Source organism: Streptomyces nogalater (assembly GCF_039532885.1).
GTDB lineage: Bacteria > Actinomycetota > Actinomycetes > Streptomycetales > Streptomycetaceae > Streptomyces > Streptomyces nogalater.
Genome location: NZ_BAAASM010000069.1, coordinates 101,418 through 124,636, shown reverse-complemented (window position 1 = coordinate 124,636; position 23,219 = coordinate 101,418). Strand labels below are relative to the sequence as shown.

The window sequence follows — 23,219 nt, the reverse complement described above, 5'->3', positions numbered from 1 at the left end:
GCCGGATCTGGCCTTGCCCGGATTCTGGACTGAGACTTCCGCTCAGCGAACCCGCTTCGCTACTGTCCGGCTACGCACACGCCCCGTGGCAGCGCCGCCGCGGAGCGCAGCCGTGAAGCGACAGGGCCTGGAGCCGCCGGGCCGTCCTGCCGATCGGCGGCCTCTGAAGCGCGTCGCCGACGGGACTCGGTGACGCATCCGCCGCTCAGGGACCCGCCGACCTCACCGCCGAAGGAGTGGGCGTCGTGACCGCGGAGACCTCTCAGACGCTCGACCGGGGACTGCGCGTCCTCAAGCTGCTGGCCGACACGGACCATGGGCTGACCGTCACCGAATTGTCCACCAGACTGGGCGTGAACCGCACCGTCGTATACCGGTTGCTCGCCACCCTCGAACAACACGCGCTCGTCCGGCGGGACTTGGGCGGCCGGGCCCGGGTCGGCCTCGGAGTGCTGCGGCTCGGCCGGCAGGTGCACCCCCTGGTACGCGAGGCCGCGCTGCCCGCGCTGCGGTCCCTCGCCGAGGACATCGGGGCGACCGCGCACCTGACGCTGGTGGACGGCTCGGAGGCGCTCGCCGTCGCCGTGGTGGAACCGACCTGGACCGACTACCACGTGGCGTACCGGCCCGGTTTCCGGCACCCCCTCGACCGGGGAGCCGCGGGCAGGGCCATCCTGGCCGCGCGCAAGTCGCCGTGCGCCGACCCCGGCTACACCCTCACCCACGGTGAACTGGAGGCCGGCGCGAGCGGGGCCGCCGCGCCCCTGGTCGGGGTCACGGGCGTCGAGGGCAGCGTGGGCGTGGTGATGCTGGCCGACGCCGTACCGGACCGGGTCGGCCAGAGGGTGGTCGAAGCGGCCCGCGAGGTCGCCGAAGCGCTGCGCTGACCGCGGCACCCGGACACGGCAAGGGCCCCCGGGGCGCTCACGTTAGATTGATTCCGTGCTCTCACGTCTCACACGCCCCCAGGCCCTCGCCGTCAGCGCGCTGCCCGTCGTGGCCCTGCTCGCCACGGCCGTGTTCGCGCCGCTGCCGTTCTCCGTGGCACAGCCCGGCTCGACGGCGAACGTGCTCGGCGTCAACCAGGGCACCCCGGTGATCACCGTCTCCGGCGCACCGACCCGGAAGACCAGCGGTCAGCTGCGGATGACCACGATCGTGGCGACCGGACCGGACGCCCGGATCTCCCTCGGTGACGTGATCGGCAACTGGTTCCGCACCGACCGGGCCGTCATGCCGCGCGACGCGGTCTACCCGGCGGGGGACACCGTCAAGGAGATCGAGAAGCACAACCTGGCGCAGATGCGCGAGTCCCAGGACTCGGCCACCCAGGCGGCGCTGAAGCACCTCGGGCTCAGCGCGGACAAGGTCGAGGTCACGCTGCGCCTCGCCGACGTGGGCGGGCCCAGCGCGGGTCTGCTGTTCAGCCTCGGCATCATCGACAAGCTGGACGGCGACGGCAGCGGCGGCGACCTCACGGGCGGCCGCACCATCGCCGGTACGGGCACGATCGACGGCTCCGGCAAGGTCGGCGCGGTCGGCGGGGTCGCCCTGAAGACGCAGGCCGCGCGCCGGGACGGGGCGACCGTGTTCCTGGTACCGAAGGCGGAGTGCGGTGAGGCCGAGGCCGAACTGCCCAAGGGGCTGCGCCTGGTGCCGGTGACCACGCTCAAGGGTGCCGTCGACGCCCTGGTGGCACTGGAGAAGGGCAAGGGCCCGGTCCCGAGCTGCTGACCCCCCGCCCCTCCCCGCCCCCCATCAAGCCCCCGGGCACCTCGCCAGGCCCCGCCCCGCCCCCGTCCCCGTCCCCGCCCGCTCACCTCCCCTCCCGTGCCGCCTGTTCCACCAGGGGGATCACCCGGAGCGGTACCGGTGTCTCCATCACGATCGTCGTGGAGGCGCGGACGATGCCGTCGAAGCCCACCACCCGGTCGATCACCCGTTGCAGATCGGCGTTCGAGCGGGCCACCAGCCGGCACAGCATGTCCCCGCTGCCGGTGGTGGTCAGCAGTTCCAGCACCTCCGGCACGGTCGCCAGGTGCGCGCGGACGTCGGCGCCCTGGCCCTGGCGGATCTGGAGGGTGGCGAACGCGGTGACCGGGTAGCCGAGGGCCGCCGGGTCCACCTGCGGGCCGAAGCCGCGGATGACCCCGTTCGACCGCAGCCGGTCCAGCCGGGCCTGCACGGTGCCCCGCGCCACCCCCAGCCGCCGGGACATCTCCAGCACGCCGATGCGCGGTTCCTCGGCCAGCAGCACGATGATCCGCCCGTCCAGATGATCGATCGCCACGGGACCCCCTGAGATGGTCAGCCTGTACAGAAAGACCGGGTGAACGGTCGTAGTACTGAGCACATTGCCCAGCGGATTCGCGAACTATTGCGCACCTTGCAGAGCGGGGCCACCCTTCCGGTATGACGCAGACCACACACCACACTCCCGACACGACCGCCCGGCAGGACGACCCCTTCCCGGTCAAGGGAATGGACGCGGTCGTCTTCGCCGTGGGCAACGCCAAGCAGGCGGCGCACTTCTACTCCACCGCCTTCGGCATGCGGCTGGTCGCCTACTCCGGACCGGAGAACGGCAGCCGCGAGACCGCCAGTTACGTGCTGGAGAACGGCTCCGCCCGGTTCGTCCTCACCTCGGTGATCAAGCCGACCAGCGCCTGGGGCCGGTTCCTGGCCCGGCACGTCGCCGAGCACGGCGACGGCGTCATCGACCTGGCCATCGAGGTCCCGGACGCGCGCGCCGCCTACGCGTACGCCGTCGAGAACGGCGCCCGGGGCGTCACCGAGCCGTACGAGGTGAAGGACGAGCACGGCACGGTCGTCCTCGCCGCGATCGCCACCTACGGCGAGACCCGCCACACCCTCGTCGACCGCTCCGGCTACGACGGCCCCTACCTGCCCGGCTACACGGCGGCCGAGCCGCTGGTCGAGCCGCCCGCCGTGCGCACCTTCCAGGCCATCGACCACTGCGTGGGCAACGTCGAACTCGGCAGGATGAACGAGTGGGTGGCCTTCTACAACAAGGTGCTCGGCTTCACGAACATGAAGGAGTTCGTGGGCGACGACATCGCCACCGAGTACAGCGCGCTGATGTCGAAGGTGGTCGCGGACGGCACCCTCAAGGTCAAGTTCCCGATCAACGAGCCCGCCATCGCCAAGAAGAAGTCCCAGATCGACGAGTACCTGGAGTTCTACGGCGGCGCCGGCGTCCAGCACATCGCGCTCAACACCAACGACATCGTGCAGACGGTCCGCACCATGCGCGCGGCCGGCGTCGAGTTCCTCGACACCCCGGACTCCTACTACGACACCCTCGGCGAGTGGGTCGGCGACACCCGCGTGCCGGTCGACACCCTGCGCGAGCTGAAGATCCTCGCCGACCGCGACGAGGACGGCTATCTGCTCCAGATCTTCACCAAGCCGGTCCAGGACCGGCCGACGGTGTTCTTCGAACTCATCGAGCGGCACGGCTCGATGGGCTTCGGCAAGGGCAACTTCAAGGCCCTGTTCGAGGCGATCGAGCGCGAGCAGGCCAAGCGGGGCAACCTGTAACGGCGGGCCCTACTCGCTGGGCGGCGGCTCGTCGGGTACGTCGCCCAGCTCCCGCAGCGCCTCCTGCGCCAACGGCACCCGCAGCGGCGAGAAGTACGGATTGATCCTGAGCGCCTCCTCAAGGTGCCGCCGCGCGGGGCCGGTCCGCTCCAGCTCCGCCTCGATCACCCCCAGGTGGTACGCGTACAGCGCGCTGCGCACCCCGCCGCCCTTCGCCTTGTCCGTCGCGACGGTCGCGTACGTCAGCGCCTCCTGGTCCTCGCCGGCGCGGTGCAACGCCCAGCCCAGCGCGTCGGCCACCTCGATGCCCGGCTGCCGCCGCCACTCCTCCTCCAGCCGCTCCACGGCCTCCCACGGGTCCCCGTGGTCCGCCTCGAACCGGCCGATCAGCAGTTCCTCGTCCACCCCGCCGGCCACCGAGAGCCGTACCGCCTCCCGCATCCGCGCGTAAGCGTCCTCGGCGGCGTCCGGCTGCCCCAGCGTCTCGTACAGCTCGCCCAGCTCCAGCAGGTCCTCCGGGCGCGGCCGGCTCGCGACGGCGGCCCGGTACGCGGCCAGCGCCTCCGAGGTGCGGCCCAGCGCCGCCAGCGTCCGCGCCCGCCCCGCCGGTGCCGCCCGCTGGTCCGGGTCGAGCCGCAGCGCCGCCTCGAAGTGCCGCAGCGCCTCCGGCAGGTCCCCTCGCTCCCAGGCCAGCTGCCCCACCCCGGCCAGCCAGGCGGCCTGCTCCGCCGGGGTGCGCGCGGCGGCCGCCGCGTCGGTCAGCTGCGCCACCGCGTCCTCGCGCCAGCCCCGGTCCCGGTACACCGCCGCCGCCCGCGCCATCACGGCCGGCCGCACCGCCGCGTCGGTGCGCAGCGCCAGCAGCTTGTCCAGGGCGGAGCGGGCCTTCTCGTAGTCGCCGAGCCCGGTGTAGGCGTCGATCAGTGCCGGGTACGCCGACCACCGCTTCGGCGCCGCCTGGTGCGCCTGCTCGGCGTACCGTTTCGCCGCCGGGAAGTCCCGGCGCGCCAGCGCCAGCGCGGCCAGCCCGTCCAGCGCCTCGGTGTTCCGCGTGCCCCGCGCCTCCAGCGAGGCCTTGAGCGCCCGTTCGGCGCGCGGATAGTCGGCCGCGTCACCCGCCCGGCGGCCCCGCTCCACATACGCCGACCCCAGCACCGCCCAGGCCAGGGCGTCCTTCGGCCGCCGGCTCACCCGCTGCTCCTGCCGCCCGATCAGCGCCGTCAGCCCGGGCAGCGCGGCCGGCACGCCGTAGGTCACCGCCGTCAGCGCCTGCTCCCGCGGCCGGGACTGCGGGCCGGCGGCGGGCGGCCGGGCCGGCCGGTGCCGCTGCGGCTCCCCGGGCAGCAGGACCAGTACCGCGCCCGTGGCCAGGCTGCCCGCCAGCGCGGCGAGCAGCAGCCGCCGCACCACCCGCCGCCGGCGCGGCGCCGGCGGCTCGGAGATCAGGGACGTACCCACGCACTGCCGGTTGTCCATGGCGCTCACTGTGCGTCAATATGACGAGCACATCCGGGTGGCCCAAGGACGGCGCGGGCGGGGTTCACACCGATGGCCGCGAGTGCCACGCTGTGATCATGAGCCGCATCGAAGCGCCGCGCGACGCGCACACCGGTAACCTCGCCGACCGGCTCCTGGCCGGCCTGCCGCCCGAGGCCGTCCTGACCGACCCCGACGTCACCGCCTCCTACGCCCACGACATGGCGAGCTTCTGCCCGGCCGGCCGGCCCGCCGCCGTCGTCCTGCCGCGCACCGTCGAGCAGGTCCAGCACGTCTTGCGCACCGCCACCGAACTGCGCGTCCCGGTCGTCCCGCAGGGCGCCCGCACCGGCCTGTCCGGCGGCGCGAACGCCACCGACGGCTGCATCGCGCTGTCGCTGACCAAGATGGACCGCATCCTGGAGATCAGCCCCGTCGACCGGATCGCGGTGGTGGAACCGGGCGTGATCAACGCGACCCTCTCCCGCGCGGTCGAGGAACACGGCCTGTACTACCCGCCGGACCCCTCCAGCTGGGAGATGTGCACCATCGGCGGCAACATCGGCACCGCCTCCGGCGGCCTGTGCTGCGTCAAGTACGGCGTCACCGCCGAGTACGTCCTCGGCCTGGACGTCGTCCTCGCCGACGGCCGCCTGATGTCCACCGGCCGCCGCACCGCCAAGGGCGTCGCGGGCTACGACCTCACCCGCCTCTTCGTCGGCTCCGAGGGCTCCCTCGGCATCGTCGTCCGGGCGGTCCTGGCGCTGAAGCCGAAACCGCCCCGTCAACTGGTGCTGGCCGCCGAGTTCGCCTCGGCGACCGCCGCCTGCGACGCGGTGTGCCGCATCATGGAAGGCGGGCACGTCCCGTCCCTCCTCGAACTGATGGACCGTACGACGGTCAAGGCGGTCAACGACCTCGCGCACATGGGCCTGCCGGAGACCACCGAGGCGCTGCTGCTGGCCGCCTTCGACACCCCGGACCCGGCCGCCGACCTGGCCGCCGTCGCCGCCCTGTGCCAGGCCGCCGGCGCCACCGAGGTCGTGCCGGCGGAGGACGCGGCCGAGTCCGACATGCTGCTCCAGGCCCGGCGGCTCTCGCTGACCGCGCTGGAGGCGGTCAAGGGCACGACGATGATCGACGACGTGTGCGTGCCCCGCTCCCGGCTCGGCGAGATGCTGGCCGGCGTCGAGCGGATCGCCGCCGAGTACGGCCTCACGATCGGCGTGTGCGCGCACGCGGGCGACGGCAACACCCACCCCACCGTCTGCTTCGACGCCCGCGACCCCGAGGAGTCCCGCCGGGCCCGCGAGTCCTTCGACCGGATCATGGCCCTCGGGCTGGAGCTGGGTGGCACGATCACCGGGGAACACGGGGTCGGCGTGCTGAAGAAGGAGTGGCTGGCCCGGGAGCTGGGCCCGGTCGGGGTGGAGATGCAGCGGGCGGTGAAGCAGGCCTTCGACCCGCTGGGCATCCTCAACCCCGGCAAGCTGTTCTGACACCCCGTGCCCCGGCGCCCGGCTCACCGTGCGAGGAGCTGGTCGAGCGCGTCGTCGAGGCCCGGCTGACCGCCTTCCGTGCCCGGCGGCACCGCCCGCAGCGTGCGCTCCAGCCACGCCGAGACCTGCCCGACGGGCGCCTGGAGCAGCGCGTCGCCGTCCGGCGCGCTCAGCGCCATCAGGACCACTCCGCGACCCTCCGACTTCCCCGGCCACACCCGCACGTCCCCGTGCCCGCACGGCCGGAACACCCCCTCCACCAGCAGCTCGCGGGCGAACGTCCAGTGCACCGGGTGCTCGGAGTTGATGTGGAACGCGATGTGGACGGCGTAGGGGTCGTCGGAGCGGTACGTCAGCCGGGCCGGGACCGGGACGCTGTCCTCCGGCGACAGAACCAGCCTCAGCTCCAGCTCCCGCTCCACCACGGTGTGCCGCATGACGGTGTCTCCCTTCTGCTCGGGGCCGCTCGGACCGGGCCCGTACCAGGGGAGAGCGGGCGGGGGCCGGACCATTACGCGGGTCCGGGGAACTTTTTTTCGCGGGCCCCGGGAAGCCGGTGCGGCGTTGCCCGGAAAGGGGTGGGTCCTGCGGGACTGGCGCTGCGGACTGCCCCGGTCTGATAGATGTGGAGGCCCCCATCCCACCCCCGAGCAGATACGGGACGACGGACATGAGCGCCCCAACCCCGGCACCCGGCGACGACAGGCCCCGCGAGGGCTACTACCCGGACCCGTCCATCCCCGGCTACGTCCGGTACTGGAACGGCGCTTCCTGGGTGCCCGGCACCAGCCGTCCGGCGCCGAAGGACGGCGAGCCGCTCATCCCGCCTCCCGGCGCCCGCCCGGCCACCCCGACCGTGGAGGAAACGGGCCCCCACTTCTTCGACGAGGACCCGCCCGCCGCAGTGGACACCGGCCAGGGGGATCCGCTCGGCCAGGGCGGTCCGCTCGGCCAGGGCGGTCCGCTCGGTCAGGGTGGCCCGCTCGGTCAGGGCGGACAGGCTGATCAGTGGGCCCAGGCCGGTCAGCCAGGTCAGCTCGGCGCCCCCGGCGGACTCGGCGCATCCGGTCAGCCGGGAGCAACCGGCCGGGGTGACGCCGCTGTTCAGCCCGGAGTTCCTGGTCGGTCCGGCGGACCCGGTATGCCGGGCGCCCCCGTTCAGCCCGGCGGGCCTGCCCGGCCCGGAGTGCCTGCCCAGTCCGGCGGACCCGGTCTCCCCGGCACCCCCGCTCAGCCCGGCACCCCCGCTCAGCCCGGCACCCCCGCTCAGCCCGGTACCCCCAACGTCCCCGGTACCCCCGGGCTCCCCGGGCAGCGGGACCGGTCGGCCGGGTTTGGCGGGGATGGCGGGCGCGGTGGGGGCCGGGGGGTCGATCCGCGGGTGCCGATGGACTCCCCGGCCGGCTCCGGCGGGCAGGGCGCCGCCCGTGCCGACGGCACCGCGACGGTGCCCCCGGCCGAGGTCGGCGAGGCGCCGGACCCCGGCACGTTCGTCTTCCGGCGCCCGGTGCCCGGCCCGGCGGCGGCCCGCACCGACGACGGCACGATGACCATCCGCCCGGTGCCCTCCGACCCGCCGGGGCCCGACGCCGCCCCGGCCGGTTTCGGCACCCAGGGGCCCGCCGGCGCCCCCGCCGCCTCCGGCTTCGGTGCCGGAAAGGCCGCCGCCCAGGCCGCTGCCGCCGCCCAGACACCCCCGGCGGCCGCCCAGGCACCCCAGTCCGCCGTGGCACCCCCCGTGCCGCAGCAGTCCGGGCCCGCTCCCGTCGCCACCCCCGTGACCAGCGGGCCCGGCGGCGGGCAGGCGTCCTGGGCGCAGCAGGTGCACCAGCTGGCCGGGGGCGGGGACGAGCCGTCCGTCGCACCGTGGAAGCCACCGGTGGAGGACCTCTTCCAGGCCGCCGCGCGCCGGCAGGCCGCCGCCCGCCCCGCCGGGCTCGGCAGACGGCTCGCGGCGCGGCTGATCGACCTGGCCGTGGTGGGCGCCGTGACGGCCGCCGCGGCGGTGCCGCTCGGCATCCGGGCCGTGGACCACGTCCAGCAGAAGATCGACGCGGCCCGGCTGTCCGGCCACCAGGTCACCGTGTGGCTGATCGACGGCACGACCGGCACCAGCCTCGGCATCGTCCTGGCCGTCCTGCTGCTCGCCGGCGTCCTGTACGAGGTGCTGCCCACCGCCCGCTGGGGTCGCACCCTGGGCAAGAGGCTGTGCGGTTTGGAGGTGCGGGACATCGAGGGGCACGAGCCGCCGGCGTTCGGTCCCGCGCTGCGCCGCTGGCTGGTGTTCAGCGTGCCGGGGCTGCTGGTCGTCGGTGTCGTGGGCGTGCTGTGGTGTCTGTTCGACCGGCCGTGGCGCCAGTGCTGGCACGACAAGGCGGCGCACACGTTCGTCGCGGGCTGAGCCGGGGGAGGGGCCGGGGCAGCGGCCGGGCACGGGCCGGGTACTCCGTCCGGCCGTCTGCCGGATGCGCGGCGGCGTCCTCCGGGTTCCACTCGGGCCATGAGCAGCGAACCGCCCCCCGGCTCCGGAGAGCAGCCCCCCGAGGACGACCCCTTCAGGAAGCGGCCCCCGTCGGACCAGGGGCCGGGCTCGCCGTACGACACCCCGCCCCCGTACGGCGGCGGTCAGCCCCCGCCCCCCGGCGGCCCCTATGGCGGCGGCCCTTACGGTGGAGGCCCCTACGGCGGCGGGCCGTACGGATCCGGGGCCGGCGGCTATCCCGCCGATCCGCTGGCCGGCATGCCCCCGCTCGCCGACAGCGGCAAGCGGACGCTCGCGCGGATCATCGACATGATCCTGGTCGGCATCGTCGTCTGGCTGCTCACCTGGCCGTTCGGTGTGCGCGAGTACTCCATCGACGGCGACCGGATCGAGGTCGGCCGGTCCGTCGCCCAGTCCTTCATCGCGGCCGTGGTCTATGTCGCCTACGACACCTTCATGATCAGCAGATCGGGTCAGACGCTGGGCAAGAAGTGGCTCGACCTGCGGGTGGCCAACCTGGACAACGGCGCCACCCCGTCCGTGGCGACCTCGCTGACCCGCGCCCTGGTGCTGTGGGTGCCGTTCGCCTTCTGCTGCGCGTGTGTCTGGACGGCCGTCTCGGGCGGCTGGAGCTTCTTCGACAAGCCGTACAAACAGGGCCTGCACGACAAGGCGGCCAAGACGGTGGTGGTCACCACCCGTTGAGCGGCATGCCGCCGGGGCCGGACACCGGGCCGCCCGTGCCTGATTCATAGGCGAGCAGGCGAGCAGGCCAGTAGGCGAACAGGCGAGTTGTGGTTCACCGGGCGTCCTCGCTCCGAGCGGGACGCCCGTCAGGCGTGCCCTGGCCCAGGGTGCCGGTGCACGGGGGGCGCACGGAGTCACCGGCCCGTCGGGCGGACGGGTACGGCCCCCTGACCGGCACGCCGACGCCTGTCCGTAAAGCGGACTCCACCTCCGCATAGTGCACTTGTCCTGCTCAAGTCAAGGTCTGTCTTTTCTGCCAAACCTCTAGTCAAATGTCGTCACTTGACTACACGCGTTGATCTTGCGCGCACGGATTCCTCCATGCCCGGAACCCCCTGTCCGTGTGCGCGGCGCGGGGGAGGAACTCAAGTGACCAGCAGATCCTGGACGTTCAGAGCGGCCGCCATCGGCGTGACCCTCGCGGCGGCGTCCGCCTCGTTCGCGACGTTCGCCGTCGCCGAGGCCAGCCCCGAGACCCGGCCCGCCGCCGTCGACCGGCACGACCCGGCGCCGGAGAAGCAGCACGAGCACGACCTGGACGGCCCGCTGAGCAAGACCCAGGACGCCCAGCGTGAAGAGGCCCTGAACCAGCTCATATCCGGCAAGGCCACCGCGCAGGAGCGCAACGGCTCGAAGGTCGTCAAGCTCAAGAGCCGCAAGGGCGAGAGCAAGTACGTCGAGCTGAGCCGTGAGAAGACCGACAAGATCTTCACCATCCTGGTGGAATTCGGGGACAAGACCGACCCCAAGTTCGGCGGCACGCCCGGCCCGCTGCACAACCAGATCGCCGCGCCGGACCGCACCAAGGACAACTCCACGGCCTGGCAGCAGGACTACGACCGCAAGCACTACCAGGACCTCTACTTCGGCACCGGCAAGAACACCGAGTCGTTGAAGAAGTACTACGAGAAGCAGTCCTCGGGCCGCTACTCCGTCTCCGGTGAGGTCACCGACTGGGTCAAGGTCCCCTACAACGAAGCCCGTTACGGCAACAACGCGTGCGGTTCCACCAACTGCCCGAGCGTGTGGAACATCGTCAGCGACGGCCTGGGCGCCTGGGTCGCCCAGCAGAAGGCGGCCGGCCGCACCGACGCCGACATCAAGAAGGACCTCGCCCAGTACGACCAGTGGGACCGCTACGACTACGACGGCGACGGCGACTTCAACGAGGCGGACGGCTACGTCGACCACTTCCAGATCGTGCACGCCGGTGAGGACGAGTCCGCGGGCGGCGGCGCCCAGGGCACGGACGCGATCTGGGCCCACCGCTGGTACGCCTTCGGCACCGACGCCGGCGCCACCGGCCCGCAGAACAACAAGCTCGGCGGCACCCAGGTCGGCGACACCGGCATCTGGGTCGGCGACTACACCATCCAGCCGGAGAACGGCGGCCTCGGTGTCTTCGCCCACGAGTACGGCCACGACCTCGGCCTGCCGGACGAGTACGACACCGCCGGCGGCGACAACTCCACCGGCTTCTGGACCCTGATGTCCTCCGGTTCCTGGCTCGGCCGGGGCAAGGACTCCATCGGCGACCTGCCCGGCGACATGAACGCCTGGGACAAGCTCCAGCTGGGCTGGCTGAACTACGACACCGCCACGGCCGGCAAGCAGTCCACGCACAAGCTGGGCCCGGCCGAGTACAACACCTTCGACAAGCAGGCCCTCGTGGTCAACCTGCCCGACAAGGCGGTCACCACCACGATCGTCGAGCCCGCCCAGGGCTCGACCCAGTGGTGGAGCGGCAGCGGCAACGACCTGAAGAACACGCTGACCCGGTCCGTGGACCTGACCGGCAAGACCTCGGCGAGCCTCACCCTGGACGGCTGGTGGGCCACCGAACAGGGCTACGACTACGTCTACACCGAGGTGTCCACCGACGGCGGCGCCAACTGGACCGCGCTGGACGGCACCGCGGACGGCCAGGCCCTGCCGAAGGACGCCGGCGGCAAGCCGGCGCTGAGCGGCTCCTCCGAGACGCACAAGAAGCTGTCGTTCCCGCTCGACGCCTACGCGGGCAAGAAGATCGACCTGCGCTTCCGCTACGCCACCGACAGCGGTGTCGCGGAGAACGGCTTCACCGCCGACGAGATCACCGTGACCGCCGACGGCGCCCCGCTGTTCTCGGACGACGCCGAGAAGGCGGACGCCGGCTGGACCGCGAACGGCTTCTCCCGCATCGGCGCGTCCTTCACCAAGGACTACAAGCAGTACTACATCGCCGAGAACCGGCAGTACGTGTCGTACGACAAGACGCTGAAGACGGGCCCGTACAACTTCGGCTTCGCGTCGCGTCCGGACTGGGTCGAGCACTACCCGTACCAGAACGGCCTGCTGATCTGGAAGTGGGACACCTCCCAGGCGGACAACAACACCAACAGCACCAACGGTCACCCGGGCACCGGTCTGATCCTCCCCGTCGACTCGCACCCGACGGCGCTGAAGTGGGCCGACGGCACGCTGCTGCGCAACCGTGTCCAGGCCTACGACTCGCCGTTCAGCCTGTACGCCACGGACGGCATCACGCTGCACAAGGCGGACGTCGCGCTGAAGATCAAGGGCTCGAAGGGCGTGCCGGTCTTCAACGACCACACCAGCACCTACTACGACCCCTCGAACCCGACCGGTGGCGTGAAGGTCACTGACACCAACACCAAGATCACGATCGTCAAGGAGGCCAAGGACGGCTCGACGATCTCCCTCAAGGTCGGTCCCGCGGTGAAGTAATCCGCATCACCGCAGGCCATTACGCGTATCGGCGGCAACCCCTGGCGGGTTGCCGCCGATCGTGTTTAGGTGCGTCCTGTGGACCCCTTATTGACACCGACCGGAACGGGGATGTGACCGCATGACCGCTGGAGGCTTCAGCAAGCTGCCGAACGGCACGGTGGTGGTGGCGCTCGACCTGCCGTACGGCTCCGCCGGGGTGCGGGTGCTGGTGCACGCCGCCAACCGCACACGCGCCCTGACCAGGCTCCGCAACCTGGGCCTGCGGGCGGTGTACCTCCGCGGCAACGCATCGCCTCCGACCCCGGACGAGATCACGGCGGTCCTGCATCACCCCGACGGCCTGGTCTGGCGCACGGCACCCACGGCCCCCACGGCGGCCGGCGGCGTCATGGCGACGGAACTGTGGCACCCCATCCGGGCACTGCTCCGGGGGCCGGCGGTGGCGGGCTGAGGGCCGACGGGCCGGGGGTGAGGGCTGAGGGTGACGGGCTGAGGGTGACGTACCCGGCCCGCTCAGCCGCCGACCACCGGCTTGCCCGTCAGTTCGACCCCCGCCGCCCGCAGCTCCTCCAGGGCCCGCTCGGTCGTCTCCGGGGCGACCCCGGCCGTGAGGTCCAGCAGGACCTGGGTGCGGAAGCCCTCGCGGGCCGCGTCCAGGGCCGTGGCCCGTACGCAGTGGTCCGTGGCGATACCCACCACGTCCACCTCCGTGACCTCCCGGGAGCGCAGCCAGTCGGCCAGGGACACGCCGTGTTCGTCGGTGCCCTCGAAACCGCTGTACGCCGCCGAGTACGCCCCCTTGTCGAACACGGCGTCCACCGCGCCGGAGGCGACCGCGGGGGCGAAGTTCGGGTGGAAGCCCACGCCTTCCGTGCCCGCCACACAGTGCGCGGGCCAGGACTGGACGTAGTCGGGGTCGTCCGCGAAGTGACCGCCGGGCGCGATGTGGTGGTCCCGGGTGGCCACCACATGCCGGTACCCGGTGCCCGCCGCCTCGCCGATCAGCTCGGTGACGGCCGCGGCCACGTCCGCTCCCCCGGCCACCGCGAGGCTGCCCCCCTCGCAGAAGTCGTTCTGCACATCTACGACGATCAAGGCGCGGCGCATGGTGGGTGTCCTTCGACTGAGAGTGAAGTAACTGAGCCTAGAGACTTCCGGGCCCGTGCGGGAGGGGTGGGAAGGGGCGGACGGCGGTCGCGCTTTAGCTACCCGAGCGCCCGTGTACGTACTCCGTCGGGATGACGGGTTCCCCGCGCGAGAGCTGGGTAGCGGACAGCGGCAGATTCCCGCGCGCCGCGATGTGCCGGTCCCGGGGCACGTCCAGCGGTTCCCGGGCCACCACCGTCCCGCCGCGCACCAGCGGCACCAGCAGTTGCCGGTCGGCCAGCTCGGCCGGCACCGGCCCGGTGCCGACGACCTCGGCCTCGGCGATCCCGTCCGCGTCCAGCCGGCGCGCCGCCCACTTGCGGCCCCCGACCGACATCTTGCCGCCGCTGGACTTCTTCGCGACCGGCACCAGCGGCGCCTTCGGGTCGGCGGAGTCGGCGCGGGCGACCAGCTTGTAGACCATGGAGCTGGTGGGATGCCCGGAGCCGGTCACCAGCTGGGTGCCGACGCCGTAGGCGTCCACGGGCGCGGCGGCCAGCGAGGCGATGGCGTACTCGTCCAGGTCGGAGGTCACGATGATCTTCGTGTCGGTCGCGCCCAGCTCGTCCAGTTGCTGCCGCACCCGGTGGGCCACCAGCAGCAGGTCGCCGGAGTCGATGCGGACCGCGCCCAGCTCGGGGCCGGCCACCTCCACCGCCGTGCGGACGGCCTCGGCGACGTCGTAGGTGTCCACCAGCAGGGTGGTGCCCCGGCCCAGGGTCTCCACCTGGGCCTGGAAGGCGTCCCGCTCGCGGTCGTGCAGCAGGGTGAAGGCGTGGGCGGAGGTGCCCACGGTGGGGATGCCGTAGCGGAACCCGGCCGCGAGGTCGGAGGTGGTGGCGAAGCCGCCGACGTAGGCGGCGCGGGCGGCGGCCACCGCGGCCAGCTCGTGGGTGCGCCGGGCGCCCATCTCGATCAGCGGCCGGTCACCGGCGGCGGAGGCCATCCGGGAGGCGGCGGCGGCGATCGCGGAGTCGTGGTTGAGGATGGACAGGATCACCGTCTCCAGCAGGACGCACTCGGCGAAGCTGCCCTCGACCCGCATGATCGGCGAGCCGGGGAAGTACACCTCGCCCTCGGGATAACCCCATATGTCCCCGCTGAAGCGGTAGTCGGCGAGCCACTTCAGGGTCTCCTCGTCGACGATCCGCCGCTCGCGCAGGAAGCCGAGGACGCCCGGGTCGAAGCGGAAGTTCTCCACCGCGTCCAGGACCCGCCCGGTCCCGGCCACCACGCCGTAGCGGCGCCCGTTCGGCAGCCGCCGGGTGAAGACCTCGAACACGCTCCGCCGTTCAGCCGTACCGGCCTTCAGCGCGGCGCGCAGCATCGTCAGCTCGTACTGGTCCGTGAAGAGCGCCGTCGAGGGAACGTCCACCGGCAGCCCAAGGTCCGCTGTGTTCATGGCGTGGAATCGTACTCCCTTTTCGTCGGTGTGACGATTTATGGAGGCCGTGGCAGCATGGTCAGTGTGACGTCACCCGCGCCCGTAGAGATCGAACGCACCGAGACGGTGGAGGAGGTCTCCGCCGTACCCGAGCCCGACGTCCCCTGGGTCACCATCGTCCACAACGACCCGGTCAATCTCATGAGCTACGTCACCTACGTCTTCCAGACGTACTTCGGCTACTCCAAGGACAAGGCCACCAAGCTCATGCTCGACGTCCACCACAAGGGCCGGGCGGTCGTCTCCAGCGGCAGCCGCGAGGAGATGGAACGCGACGTGCAGGCGATGCACGGCTACGGACTGTGGGCCACCCTCCAGCAGGACCGGAAGTAAACGCCGCAGATGCCCGGACACTTCGAACCGCTCCCCGGCGGCGGCGCGGCCGTCGCGCTCGACGACGTCGAGATCTCCATCATCCGGTCGCTGGCCGTCCAGCTCCTGGAGCTCATCGGTCCCGGTCCCGGCGCCGACGCGCCCGAGGACCCGCTGGCCGAGCTGTTCGCCGAGGGCCCGAGCGAGCCGCCGGCCGACCCGGTCCTCAGGAGGCTCTTCCCGGACGCCTACGGCGACCCCGAGCAGGCTCCCGCCTCGCCGGCCGAGGCCGAGGAGCGGCGGGCGCACTCCGCCGAGTTCCGCCGCTACACCGAGAACGACCTGCGCGCGGGCAAGCGGGAGAGCGCGCTCGGCGTGATCCGCTCCCTGGACGCGCTCACCCCGGCCGGGGAGGGCGGGGCGGTGCTGAAACTGACGCCGCAGGAGTCCCGGCAGTGGCTCGGCGCCCTCAACGACCTCCGGCTGGCGATCGGTGCCCGGCTGGAGATCACCGACGAGGACGACACGGATCTGCTCTACCGGCTGCCGGACGAGGACCCGCGCAAACCGATGGTGCTGGCGTACCTCTGGCTGGGCGGGCTCCAGGAGACCTTGGTGTCGACCTTGATGCCGTGATGCGGACTGGCTGATTCCAGTCGGTGTTCGCTCAGGGAAGCCTCAAACCGGGATAACGATCCGATTACCATCCCGGTCATTTTTGCTACTTTCGGACCATGTTTGTCCGCTTTTACCTGTGCAGTGCCTCACACCGCCCGTCTGTGATCAGTATTGCGCCCGTGATAAATCTTCACGACCGCCCGGCCAACACCACCCATGTTCGGCCGGGTGCGCCACCGAGCCGACGACCGTCGGCCAGGCAACAGCTCCAGCATTCCGGGGGGATCGAGATCCGATCCGAGGCCGACGACAGGCCCGGATCGGCATGGAGAAAGGCGCACCACACATGACCTCAGCGCAGGTCGACCAGCATCACGACGGCAATGAGGCCGTGGGCGAGGGCGGCGAGGGGTATCAGCGCGGGCTCGGAGCCCGGCAAGTCCAGATGATCGCCATCGGCGGGGCCATCGGCACCGGCCTGTTCCTCGGCGCGGGCAAGGGCATTTCCAAGGCCGGCCCCAGCCTGATCCTGGCGTACGCCGTCGCGGGCCTCGTCATCTTCCTGATCATGCGGGCACTCGGCGAACTGCTGATGTACCGCCCGGTGTCGGGTTCGTTCTCCGATTACGCGCGCGAGTTCATCGGCCCGTTCGCCGGTTTCGTGACCGGATGGACGTACTGGCTGTTCTGGGTGGTCACGGGCATCACCGAGGTCACCGCCGCGGCGAAGTACATCACGTACTGGACCGACATCCCGCAGTGGCTGTCGGCCCTGGTGTTCACCGTCATCCTCTACGGCGCCAACCTGATCTCCGTGAAGCTCTTCGGTGAACTGGAGTTCTGGTTCTCCATGGTCAAGGTCACCGCCATCATCGGCATGATCCTGATCTGCGTCGGCATCCTCACCCTCGGCTTCTCCGACGCCGGCGACACCGCCACCGTCTCCCACCTGTGGAACCAGGGCGGCTTCTTCCCGCACGGCGTCGACGACACGCTGATGACCCTGCAGATGGTGATGTTCGCCTTCCTCGCCGTCGAGCTGGTCGGTGTGACCGCGGGCGAGTCCAAGGACCCCAAGACCGTGCTGCCCAAGGCGATCAACACCGTGCCGTGGCGCATCGCCGTCTTCTACGTCGGCGCGCTGATCATGATCCTGTCGGTCGTGCCGTGGACCAGCTTCAGCGCGGGCAACAGCCCCTTCGTGGTCGCCTTCGAGCGGATGGGCCTCCCGGCCGGCGCGGGCATCGTCAACTTCGTCGTGCTCACCGCCGCGCTGTCGTCCTGCAACTCCGGCATGTACTCCACCGGCCGCATGCTGCGCGACCTGGCGCTCAACAGCCAGGGGCCGAAGGCGTTCACCAAGCTGACGTCGAGCGGTACCCCGCTCATCGGCACCACGTTCTCCGCCGCGCTGATGCTGGTCGGCGTCTGGATCAACTACCAGTGGCCGGGCAAGGCGTTCGACTACGTGGTGTCCTTCGCGACCATCTCCGGCATGTGGGCGTGGATCGTCATCCTGATCTGCCAGATCCGCTACCGGGCCAAGGCCGACCGCGGCGAACTGCCCCGCTCGGAGTTCCGCGCCCCGGGCGCGCCGTGGACCAGCGCGTTCGCGCTCGCCTTCATCGGCATGGTGATCGTGCTGATGGGCATCGACAAGGACGCCCGGGTCTCGCTGTACTGCGCGCCGGTGTGGGGCCTGGTCCTCGCCGTCACCTACCTGGTGCTCCGGCGCCGCAACCCGGAGGCCGCGGCCTTCCACAAGCGCTGACCGGACCCGGACCTTCCGGAAAAGGGACGTCCGGCCGCCGGGAGCTCTCGTGGCGCCCCCGTCGGCCGCCGCTCAGGACGTCCGGCATGTGGGCCGTTCCGTACCACCCATCGGTACGGAGCGGCCCTCTGCTTATCCTGACCCCCATGCTGACCATCACCCAGGCCCTGTACGACCAGATCGTCGCCCACGCGCGCAAGGACCACCCCGACGAGGCGTGCGGCGTGGTGGCGGGCCCGGCGGGCTCGGACCGCCCCGAGCGCTTCATCCCCATGCTGAACGCGGCGATGTCGCCCACCTTCTACGAGTTCGACTCCGGCGACCTCCTCAAGCTCTACCGCGAGATGGACGACCGCGACGAGGAGCCGGTGGTCGTCTACCACTCCCACACCGCCACCGAGGCCTACCCCTCGCGCACCGACATCTCCTACGCCAACGAGCCCGGCGCCCACTACGTCCTGGTCTCCACCGCCGACACCGACGGCCTCGGCGACTTCCAGTTCCGCTCCTTCCGGATCGTGGACGGCCAGGTCACCGAGGAGGAGGTCAGGGTCGTGACGGCCTACTGATCTCGCCTGCCGGACCAAAACCGTCCGGCATACGGAATCACACTCCGGGCGGCGGGCCGGGAATCGATACGATGAGCCCATGGTTCTTCTCGACGTGGGCGACAGGGCGCCGGGCACGCTGCTCGTGGCGCGGCTGCACGTCGACCTGTGCAGGCTGAACAGCGCCCTCTGTTGACCCACGCCGCTGCCGCCGTACGGCCCTCGGCCGCGGCGGGCCGCCGCCGCGCGCCTGACCGAACCGACGACACCTTCCGACAGGAGCCCTGAGCCATGGCCATCGAGGTCCGCATCCCGACCATCCTCCGCCAGTACACCGACGGTCAGAAGGCGGTGGAGGGCAGCGGCACGACCCTCGCCGAGCTGTTCGCCGACCTCGAAACCCGGCACGCCGGGATCCAGGCCCGCATCGTGGACGGCGACCAGCTGCGCCGCTTCGTCAACGTGTACCTGAACGACGAGGACGTCCGCTTCCTGGACGGCATCAAGACCCCGCTGTCCGACGGCGACAACGTCACGATCCTGCCGGCCGTGGCCGGCGGCATGCGCTGACCGGCCCACGAGCAGCGATGCGCTACGACTCCCCGCTGGCCGCGGTGGGCAACACCCCCCTGGTGCGCCTGCCGCGGCTGTCGCCGTCCCCCGACGTGCGGATCTGGGCCAAGCTGGAGGACCGCAACCCCACCGGCTCGGTCAAGGACCGCCCCGCGCTGCACATGATCGAGCAGGCGGAGAAGGACGGCCGGCTCACCCCCGGCTGCACGATCCTCGAACCCACCTCCGGCAACACCGGCATCTCCCTCGCCATGGCCGCCAAGCTCAAGGGCTACCGGATGGTGTGCGTGATGCCGGAGAACACCTCGCAGGAACGCCGGGACCTGCTCGGCATGTGGGGCGCCGAGATCATCTCCTCGCCCGCCGCCGGCGGCTCCAACACCGCGGTGCGCGTGGCCAAGGAGCTGGCCGCCGAGCACCCCGACTGGGTGATGCTCTACCAGTACGGCAACCCGGACAACGCGGGCGCCCACTACGCGACCACCGGCCCGGAGATCCTCGCCGACCTGCCCTCGGTCACCCATTTCGTGGCGGGCCTCGGCACCACCGGCACCCTGATGGGCGTGGGCCGCTACCTGCGCGAGCACAAGCCGGACGTGAAGATCGTCGCCGCCGAACCGCGCTACGACGACCTGGTCTACGGCCTGCGCAACCTCGACGAGGGCTTCGTCCCCGAGCTGTACGACGCCTCCGTGCTCACCACCCGCTTCTCGGTCGGCTCGGCCGAAGCGGTCACCCGCACCCGCGAACTCCTCCAGCAGGAGGGCATCTTCGCGGGCGTCTCCACCGGCGCCGCCCTGCACGCGGCGATCGGCGTCGGGACCAAGGCGGTCAAGGCGGGGGAGAGCGCCGACATCGTCTTCGTCGTGGCCGACGGCGGCTGGAAGTACCTGTCCACGGGCGTCTACACGGCGGCCACCACCGAGGAGGCCATCGCGACCCTCCAGGGACAGCTCTGGGCGTAGCGGGGATCCGGACGCGCCGATGGTACGTCACATCCGCACCAGTACTCCTGCGGAAAGGCGGACCCCATGCGCCGTACCACGCCCCTCGTCCTCGCGGCGGCCGTGCTGCTCCTGGCCGGCTGCGGCTCCCGGCAGGACACCGGGAGCGGCGGCCGGGCACCGGCGCCGTCCGGCACCGGCTCGCCGTCGGCCGGCCGGGACGCCGGTGACTGCACCGGCCAGGCGAACCTGACGGCCGCCGACCGGCACCGCAGTGTCTGCCTGGCCGAGGGCGGCGAACTCCGGCTCACCCTGGACGGCACCAAGGACCGCCCCTGGAAGCCGGTCACCGCCGACGGCACCGCACTGGAGGCGATCAACGCGGGGTTCGTCCTCCGGCCGGGCGACGCCACGGCCGCGTACCGCGCGGTGGCCGCCGGCACGGTGCGGCTCACCTCCTCCCGCCCCCTGTGCCCCGAGCCCACCGCACCGGACCAGGTCTCCTGCAAGGGCGTGGAGGAGTGGACGGTCACCGTCCGGGTCGGCTAACCGGCGAGGTGCCGTACCTGGTCCCACAGGACCGGGTCGACCACGCCCACCCGGCGGCAAAAGCGCTCCACCGGGACCTCGCGCAGCTCGTCGGTCTCCAGGAAGCTGGGGCGGCCCTGGGTGTCGCCGACCGCGCCGGGCGGCAGCGGGATCACCCCGCTGCGCTCGTCGTGGTACCTGCTGGTGATCTTCGCGACCGTCGCCCGGTCGCCGCGCACGGCCAGCACCAGACACGGCCGGTCCTTGTGCCCCGGCCGGTCCTCGAACGGCACGTGCGCCCACCAGATGTCCCCGGGGGACGGCCGCGGCGCGTGCCCGGTGCGCGCGCCCGCCCGGCCCGGCGGCCGCAGGCGCCGCCCGGCGGGCCGCCGGGCCCGGCCCCAGCCGTCGACGAGCGTGGCCACCAGCGCGAGCAGCACCACCGCCGCGAGCGCCAGCCACCAGGACGTGTCCATACGACGACGTTACCGGCGTGCGCCGCACATCGCGCGCCCTCCAGGGAACCCGGTGCGCCCCCGGTCCAGCCGAACCGGTGACAGCGCAGGTGAGTTCGCCCACAACGGCCCCTGGCGGAGGAGCGACCCGCGCCGTCGCGCCTTACGCTCGACAAACCGCACGACCCCCGACAGCCCTCTTCCCGAGTGGCCCCCCATCCCTGCCCACCGCTTTTTCCGCCAACGGAGGTTTCTGCTTCATGAAGCTCACCGTCGTCGGCTGCTCGGGGTCGTTCCCGTCCGCGGAATCGGCCTGTTCGAGCTACCTCGTCGAGGCCGACGGCTTCCGGCTGCTCCTCGACATGGGCAACGGCGCCCTGGGCGAGCTGCAGCGCCACTGCGGTCTCTACGACCTCGACGCTATCTTCCTCAGCCACCTGCACGCCGATCACTGCATCGACATGTGCGCGTACTTCGTGGCCCGCTACTACCGCCACGAGGGCGGCCGGTGCGAGCCTCTGCCGGTCTACGGCCCCGAGGGCACCGAACACCGCCTGACCACGGCCTACGCGGACACCCCCTCCGCCTCCTCCATGAGCGAGGTCTTCGACTTCCACACGGTGAAGCCCTCCACCTTCGAGATCGGCCCGTTCACCGTGCACACCGAGCGGGTCCGCCACCCCGTGGAGGCGTACGGCATCCGCGTCGAGCACGGCGGGAAGTCCCTGACGTACTCCGGCGACACGGGTGTCACCGAGGCACTGGACGAGCTGGCCCGGGACACCGACCTGTTCCTGTGCGAGGCCGCGTTCACGCACGGCAAGGAGAGCATCCCCGACCTGCACCTCAACGGCCGCGAGGCGGGCGAGACGGCGGCCCGCGCGGGCGCCCGCAGGCTGCTCCTGACCCACATCCCGCCGTGGACGGACCCGGAGGTCAACCTGCGGCACGCGCGCGAGGCGTTCCCCGGACCGGTGGAGCTGGCCGCGCCGCGGCGGACGTACGAGATCTGAGACGAGGAGAACGCGAAGGGCCCCGGAGCCATCGGCTCCGGGGCCCTTCGTCACCCCTCGCTCACGCCTTGGTGAGGTCCTCGACCTCCTCCTCGGGCTCGCGGCCCGGGGTCTTCAGGTCGAACTTGAGGATCGCGAACCGGAAGACCACGTAGTAGACGGCCGCGAACACCAGGCCGACCGGGATGATCAGCCAGGGCTTGGTCGCCAGGTTCCAGTTCAGCAGGTAGTCGATCGCGCCGGCCGAGAAGTTGAAGCCCGCGTGGACGCCCAGCCCCCAGGTGACCGCCATGGACACGGCCGTCAGCACCGCGTGGATGACGTAGAGGACCGGGGCGATGAACATGAAGGTGAACTCGATGGGCTCGGTCACACCGGTCACGAAGGAGGTCAGAGCCAGGGAGACCATCATGCCCATCACGGCCTTGCGGCGCTCGGGGCGGGCACAGTGCGCGATGGCGATCGCGGCGGCCGGCAGACCGAACATCATGATCGGGAAGAAGCCGGTCTGGAAGAGGCCGGCGGACGAGTCGCCCGCCAGGAACCGGGTGATGTCGCCGTGCACGATCTCACCGGTGGCGTTCTTGAAGTCGCCGAGCTGGAACCACGCCACGGTGTTCACGAACTGGTGCATGCCGACCGGGATCAGACCGCGGTTGACCAGGCCGAACAGGGCGGCGCCGCCGGAGCCGAGGCCGGTCATCCACTCGCCGAAGCTGGTGATGCCCTCGCCGATGGGCTCCCAGACCAGGCTGAAGAGGACGCCGACCAGCGTGCCGACGAAGGCCATCAGGATCGGCACCAGCCGGCGGCCGTTGAAGAAGCCGAGCCAGTCCACCAGCTTGGTGCGGTGGAACCGCTGCCACATCACGGCCGCGAGCAGACCCATGATGATGCCGCCGAGCACACCAGGGTCGTTGTACGTCGCGGCGACGATCTTGCCCTTCTCGATGTGCTCCTCGGTCACCGGGAAGGCCTGCAGCACCTTGTCGTAGACGAGGAAGCCGACCAGCGCGGCGAGCGCGGTGGAGCCGTCCGCCTTCTTGGCGAAGCCGATGGCCACACCGATGCAGAACAGGATGGGGAGGCTGGTGGTGATGGCACCGCCCGCGGCGCTGAAGACGGTCGCGACCTTGTCCCAGCCGAGGCCGTCCTTGCCGAAGATGTCGTTCTGGCCGAGCCGGACCATGATGCCCGCCGCCGGCAGGACGGCGATCGGGAGCTGCAGGCTGCGGCCGACCTTCTGCAGGCCCTGGAGCAGGCCCGCGCCCCTCTTTTTCGCCGGCTTCGCAGCCGGGGCCGCCGACTCGGTGGCGGTGGTCATACTTCCTCCATCGGGCAGGGCGCCGCCCGGGAACCATGGAAGGGGACG

General features: G+C 71.7%; 24 protein-coding genes. 17 read left to right on the top strand and 7 right to left on the bottom strand.

Translation table 11 applies throughout. The features are described 5' to 3' along the window. Nucleotides 1-245 precede the first annotated feature (245 nt). Together ABD350_RS34415 and ABD350_RS34410 are read left to right on the top strand one after the other, a co-directional pair. Nucleotides 246-887, top strand: a complete 642-nt coding sequence (locus ABD350_RS34415) for an IclR family transcriptional regulator (RefSeq protein WP_344353016.1) — start codon at nucleotides 246-248, stop codon at nucleotides 885-887. 55 nt (nucleotides 888-942) lie between these two features. Beyond that, entirely contained in the window at nucleotides 943-1,734 is a 792-nt protein-coding gene (locus ABD350_RS34410) for a YlbL family protein (protein ID WP_344353015.1), read from the top strand. An 82-nt stretch (nucleotides 1,735-1,816) separates the two neighbouring features. Here the strand turns inward: ABD350_RS34410 and ABD350_RS34405 are convergent, their stop codons facing one another. Continuing rightward, on the bottom strand, nucleotides 1,817-2,290 hold the full coding sequence (locus ABD350_RS34405; protein WP_344353014.1) for an Lrp/AsnC family transcriptional regulator: 474 nt from the start codon (nucleotides 2,288-2,290) through the stop codon (nucleotides 1,817-1,819). 122 nt (nucleotides 2,291-2,412) lie between these two features. On the opposite strand from ABD350_RS34405, the gene hppD reads away from it, so the two are divergent. Then, nucleotides 2,413-3,561, top strand: a complete 1,149-nt coding sequence (gene hppD, locus ABD350_RS34400; RefSeq protein ID WP_344353013.1) for a 4-hydroxyphenylpyruvate dioxygenase — start codon at nucleotides 2,413-2,415, stop codon at nucleotides 3,559-3,561. A 9-nt stretch (nucleotides 3,562-3,570) separates the two neighbouring features. Here the strand turns inward: hppD and ABD350_RS34395 are convergent, their stop codons facing one another. Then, complete coding sequence (locus ABD350_RS34395; protein WP_344353012.1) at nucleotides 3,571-5,037, bottom strand: tetratricopeptide repeat protein; 1,467 nt, start codon at nucleotides 5,035-5,037, stop codon at nucleotides 3,571-3,573. A gap of 92 nt (nucleotides 5,038-5,129) precedes the next feature. Between ABD350_RS34395 and ABD350_RS34390 the strand changes: the two genes are divergently transcribed. Continuing rightward, complete coding sequence (locus ABD350_RS34390) at nucleotides 5,130-6,536, top strand: FAD-binding oxidoreductase (protein WP_344353084.1); 1,407 nt, start codon at nucleotides 5,130-5,132, stop codon at nucleotides 6,534-6,536. Between the two features lie 23 nt (nucleotides 6,537-6,559). Here the strand turns inward: ABD350_RS34390 and ABD350_RS34385 are convergent, their stop codons facing one another. Next, nucleotides 6,560-6,973 (bottom strand): SsgA family sporulation/cell division regulator, encoded by a 414-nt coding sequence (locus tag ABD350_RS34385; RefSeq protein WP_344353011.1) that lies wholly within the window; start codon nucleotides 6,971-6,973, stop codon nucleotides 6,560-6,562. A 233-nt stretch (nucleotides 6,974-7,206) separates the two neighbouring features. Between ABD350_RS34385 and ABD350_RS34380 the strand changes: the two genes are divergently transcribed. The 4 genes from ABD350_RS34380 (at nucleotide 7,207) to ABD350_RS34365 (ending at nucleotide 12,946) form a co-directional block, all read left to right on the top strand. Next, on the top strand, nucleotides 7,207-8,937 hold the full coding sequence (locus ABD350_RS34380; protein WP_344353010.1) for an RDD family protein: 1,731 nt from the start codon (nucleotides 7,207-7,209) through the stop codon (nucleotides 8,935-8,937). Between the two features lie 99 nt (nucleotides 8,938-9,036). Beyond that, nucleotides 9,037-9,723: an RDD family protein gene (locus tag ABD350_RS34375; RefSeq protein WP_344353009.1), complete on the top strand. Its 687-nt coding sequence runs from the start codon at nucleotides 9,037-9,039 to the stop codon at nucleotides 9,721-9,723. A 411-nt stretch (nucleotides 9,724-10,134) separates the two neighbouring features. Continuing rightward, nucleotides 10,135-12,492 carry an immune inhibitor A domain-containing protein gene (locus ABD350_RS34370; RefSeq protein WP_344353008.1) on the top strand — a complete coding sequence of 786 codons (2,358 nt, stop codon included), beginning with the start codon at nucleotides 10,135-10,137 and terminating at the stop codon, nucleotides 12,490-12,492. A gap of 121 nt (nucleotides 12,493-12,613) precedes the next feature. Further along, on the top strand, nucleotides 12,614-12,946 hold the full coding sequence (locus ABD350_RS34365; protein WP_344353007.1) for a hypothetical protein: 333 nt from the start codon (nucleotides 12,614-12,616) through the stop codon (nucleotides 12,944-12,946). 62 nt (nucleotides 12,947-13,008) lie between these two features. Here the strand turns inward: ABD350_RS34365 and ABD350_RS34360 are convergent, their stop codons facing one another. Next, nucleotides 13,009-13,602 (bottom strand): isochorismatase family protein, encoded by a 594-nt coding sequence (locus tag ABD350_RS34360; RefSeq protein WP_344353006.1) that lies wholly within the window; start codon nucleotides 13,600-13,602, stop codon nucleotides 13,009-13,011. 94 nt (nucleotides 13,603-13,696) lie between these two features. Then, complete coding sequence (locus ABD350_RS34355; RefSeq protein ID WP_344353005.1) at nucleotides 13,697-15,043, bottom strand: nicotinate phosphoribosyltransferase; 1,347 nt, start codon at nucleotides 15,041-15,043, stop codon at nucleotides 13,697-13,699. A 57-nt stretch (nucleotides 15,044-15,100) separates the two neighbouring features. On the opposite strand from ABD350_RS34355, the gene clpS reads away from it, so the two are divergent. The 8 genes from clpS to ABD350_RS34315 all read left to right on the top strand — a co-directional run bounded on the left by clpS (nucleotide 15,101) and on the right by ABD350_RS34315 (nucleotide 20,400). Next, nucleotides 15,101-15,418, top strand: a complete 318-nt coding sequence (clpS, locus tag ABD350_RS34350; protein WP_344353004.1) for an ATP-dependent Clp protease adapter ClpS — start codon at nucleotides 15,101-15,103, stop codon at nucleotides 15,416-15,418. Nucleotides 15,419-15,427: 9 nt separating this feature from the next. After that, nucleotides 15,428-16,033: a DUF2017 domain-containing protein gene (locus ABD350_RS34345; RefSeq protein ID WP_344353003.1), complete on the top strand. Its 606-nt coding sequence runs from the start codon at nucleotides 15,428-15,430 to the stop codon at nucleotides 16,031-16,033. Between the two features lie 328 nt (nucleotides 16,034-16,361). After that, a complete protein-coding gene (locus tag ABD350_RS34340) occupies nucleotides 16,362-17,786 on the top strand; it encodes an amino acid permease (protein ID WP_344353002.1) in 1,425 nt (474 codons plus the stop codon). A gap of 146 nt (nucleotides 17,787-17,932) precedes the next feature. Further along, nucleotides 17,933-18,355 (top strand): M67 family metallopeptidase, encoded by a 423-nt coding sequence (locus ABD350_RS34335; protein WP_344353001.1) that lies wholly within the window; start codon nucleotides 17,933-17,935, stop codon nucleotides 18,353-18,355. Nucleotides 18,356-18,434: 79 nt separating this feature from the next. Next, entirely contained in the window at nucleotides 18,435-18,530 is a 96-nt protein-coding gene (locus tag ABD350_RS34330; RefSeq protein ID WP_342447365.1) for a putative leader peptide, read from the top strand. A 95-nt stretch (nucleotides 18,531-18,625) separates the two neighbouring features. Then, nucleotides 18,626-18,904, top strand: a complete 279-nt coding sequence (locus ABD350_RS34325) for a MoaD/ThiS family protein (RefSeq protein ID WP_344353000.1) — start codon at nucleotides 18,626-18,628, stop codon at nucleotides 18,902-18,904. A gap of 17 nt (nucleotides 18,905-18,921) precedes the next feature. Beyond that, nucleotides 18,922-19,872, top strand: a complete 951-nt coding sequence (locus ABD350_RS34320; protein WP_344352999.1) for a PLP-dependent cysteine synthase family protein — start codon at nucleotides 18,922-18,924, stop codon at nucleotides 19,870-19,872. Between the two features lie 66 nt (nucleotides 19,873-19,938). Then, nucleotides 19,939-20,400 (top strand): hypothetical protein, encoded by a 462-nt coding sequence (locus ABD350_RS34315; RefSeq protein ID WP_344352998.1) that lies wholly within the window; start codon nucleotides 19,939-19,941, stop codon nucleotides 20,398-20,400. Here the strand turns inward: ABD350_RS34315 and ABD350_RS34310 are convergent. Further along, nucleotides 20,397-20,855 carry a type II toxin-antitoxin system PemK/MazF family toxin gene (locus ABD350_RS34310; RefSeq protein WP_344352997.1) on the bottom strand — a complete coding sequence of 153 codons (459 nt, stop codon included), beginning with the start codon at nucleotides 20,853-20,855 and terminating at the stop codon, nucleotides 20,397-20,399. The two genes, ABD350_RS34315 and ABD350_RS34310, sit on opposite strands and share 4 nt — an antisense overlap. Nucleotides 20,856-21,094: 239 nt before the next feature. On the opposite strand from ABD350_RS34310, the gene ABD350_RS34305 reads away from it, so the two are divergent. Then, nucleotides 21,095-21,847: an MBL fold metallo-hydrolase gene (locus ABD350_RS34305; RefSeq protein WP_344352996.1), complete on the top strand. Its 753-nt coding sequence runs from the start codon at nucleotides 21,095-21,097 to the stop codon at nucleotides 21,845-21,847. A 61-nt stretch (nucleotides 21,848-21,908) separates the two neighbouring features. Here the strand turns inward: ABD350_RS34305 and ABD350_RS34300 are convergent, their stop codons facing one another. Beyond that, nucleotides 21,909-23,171: a PTS transporter subunit EIIC gene (locus ABD350_RS34300; protein WP_344352995.1), complete on the bottom strand. Its 1,263-nt coding sequence runs from the start codon at nucleotides 23,169-23,171 to the stop codon at nucleotides 21,909-21,911. Nucleotides 23,172-23,219: the final 48 nt, after the last annotated feature.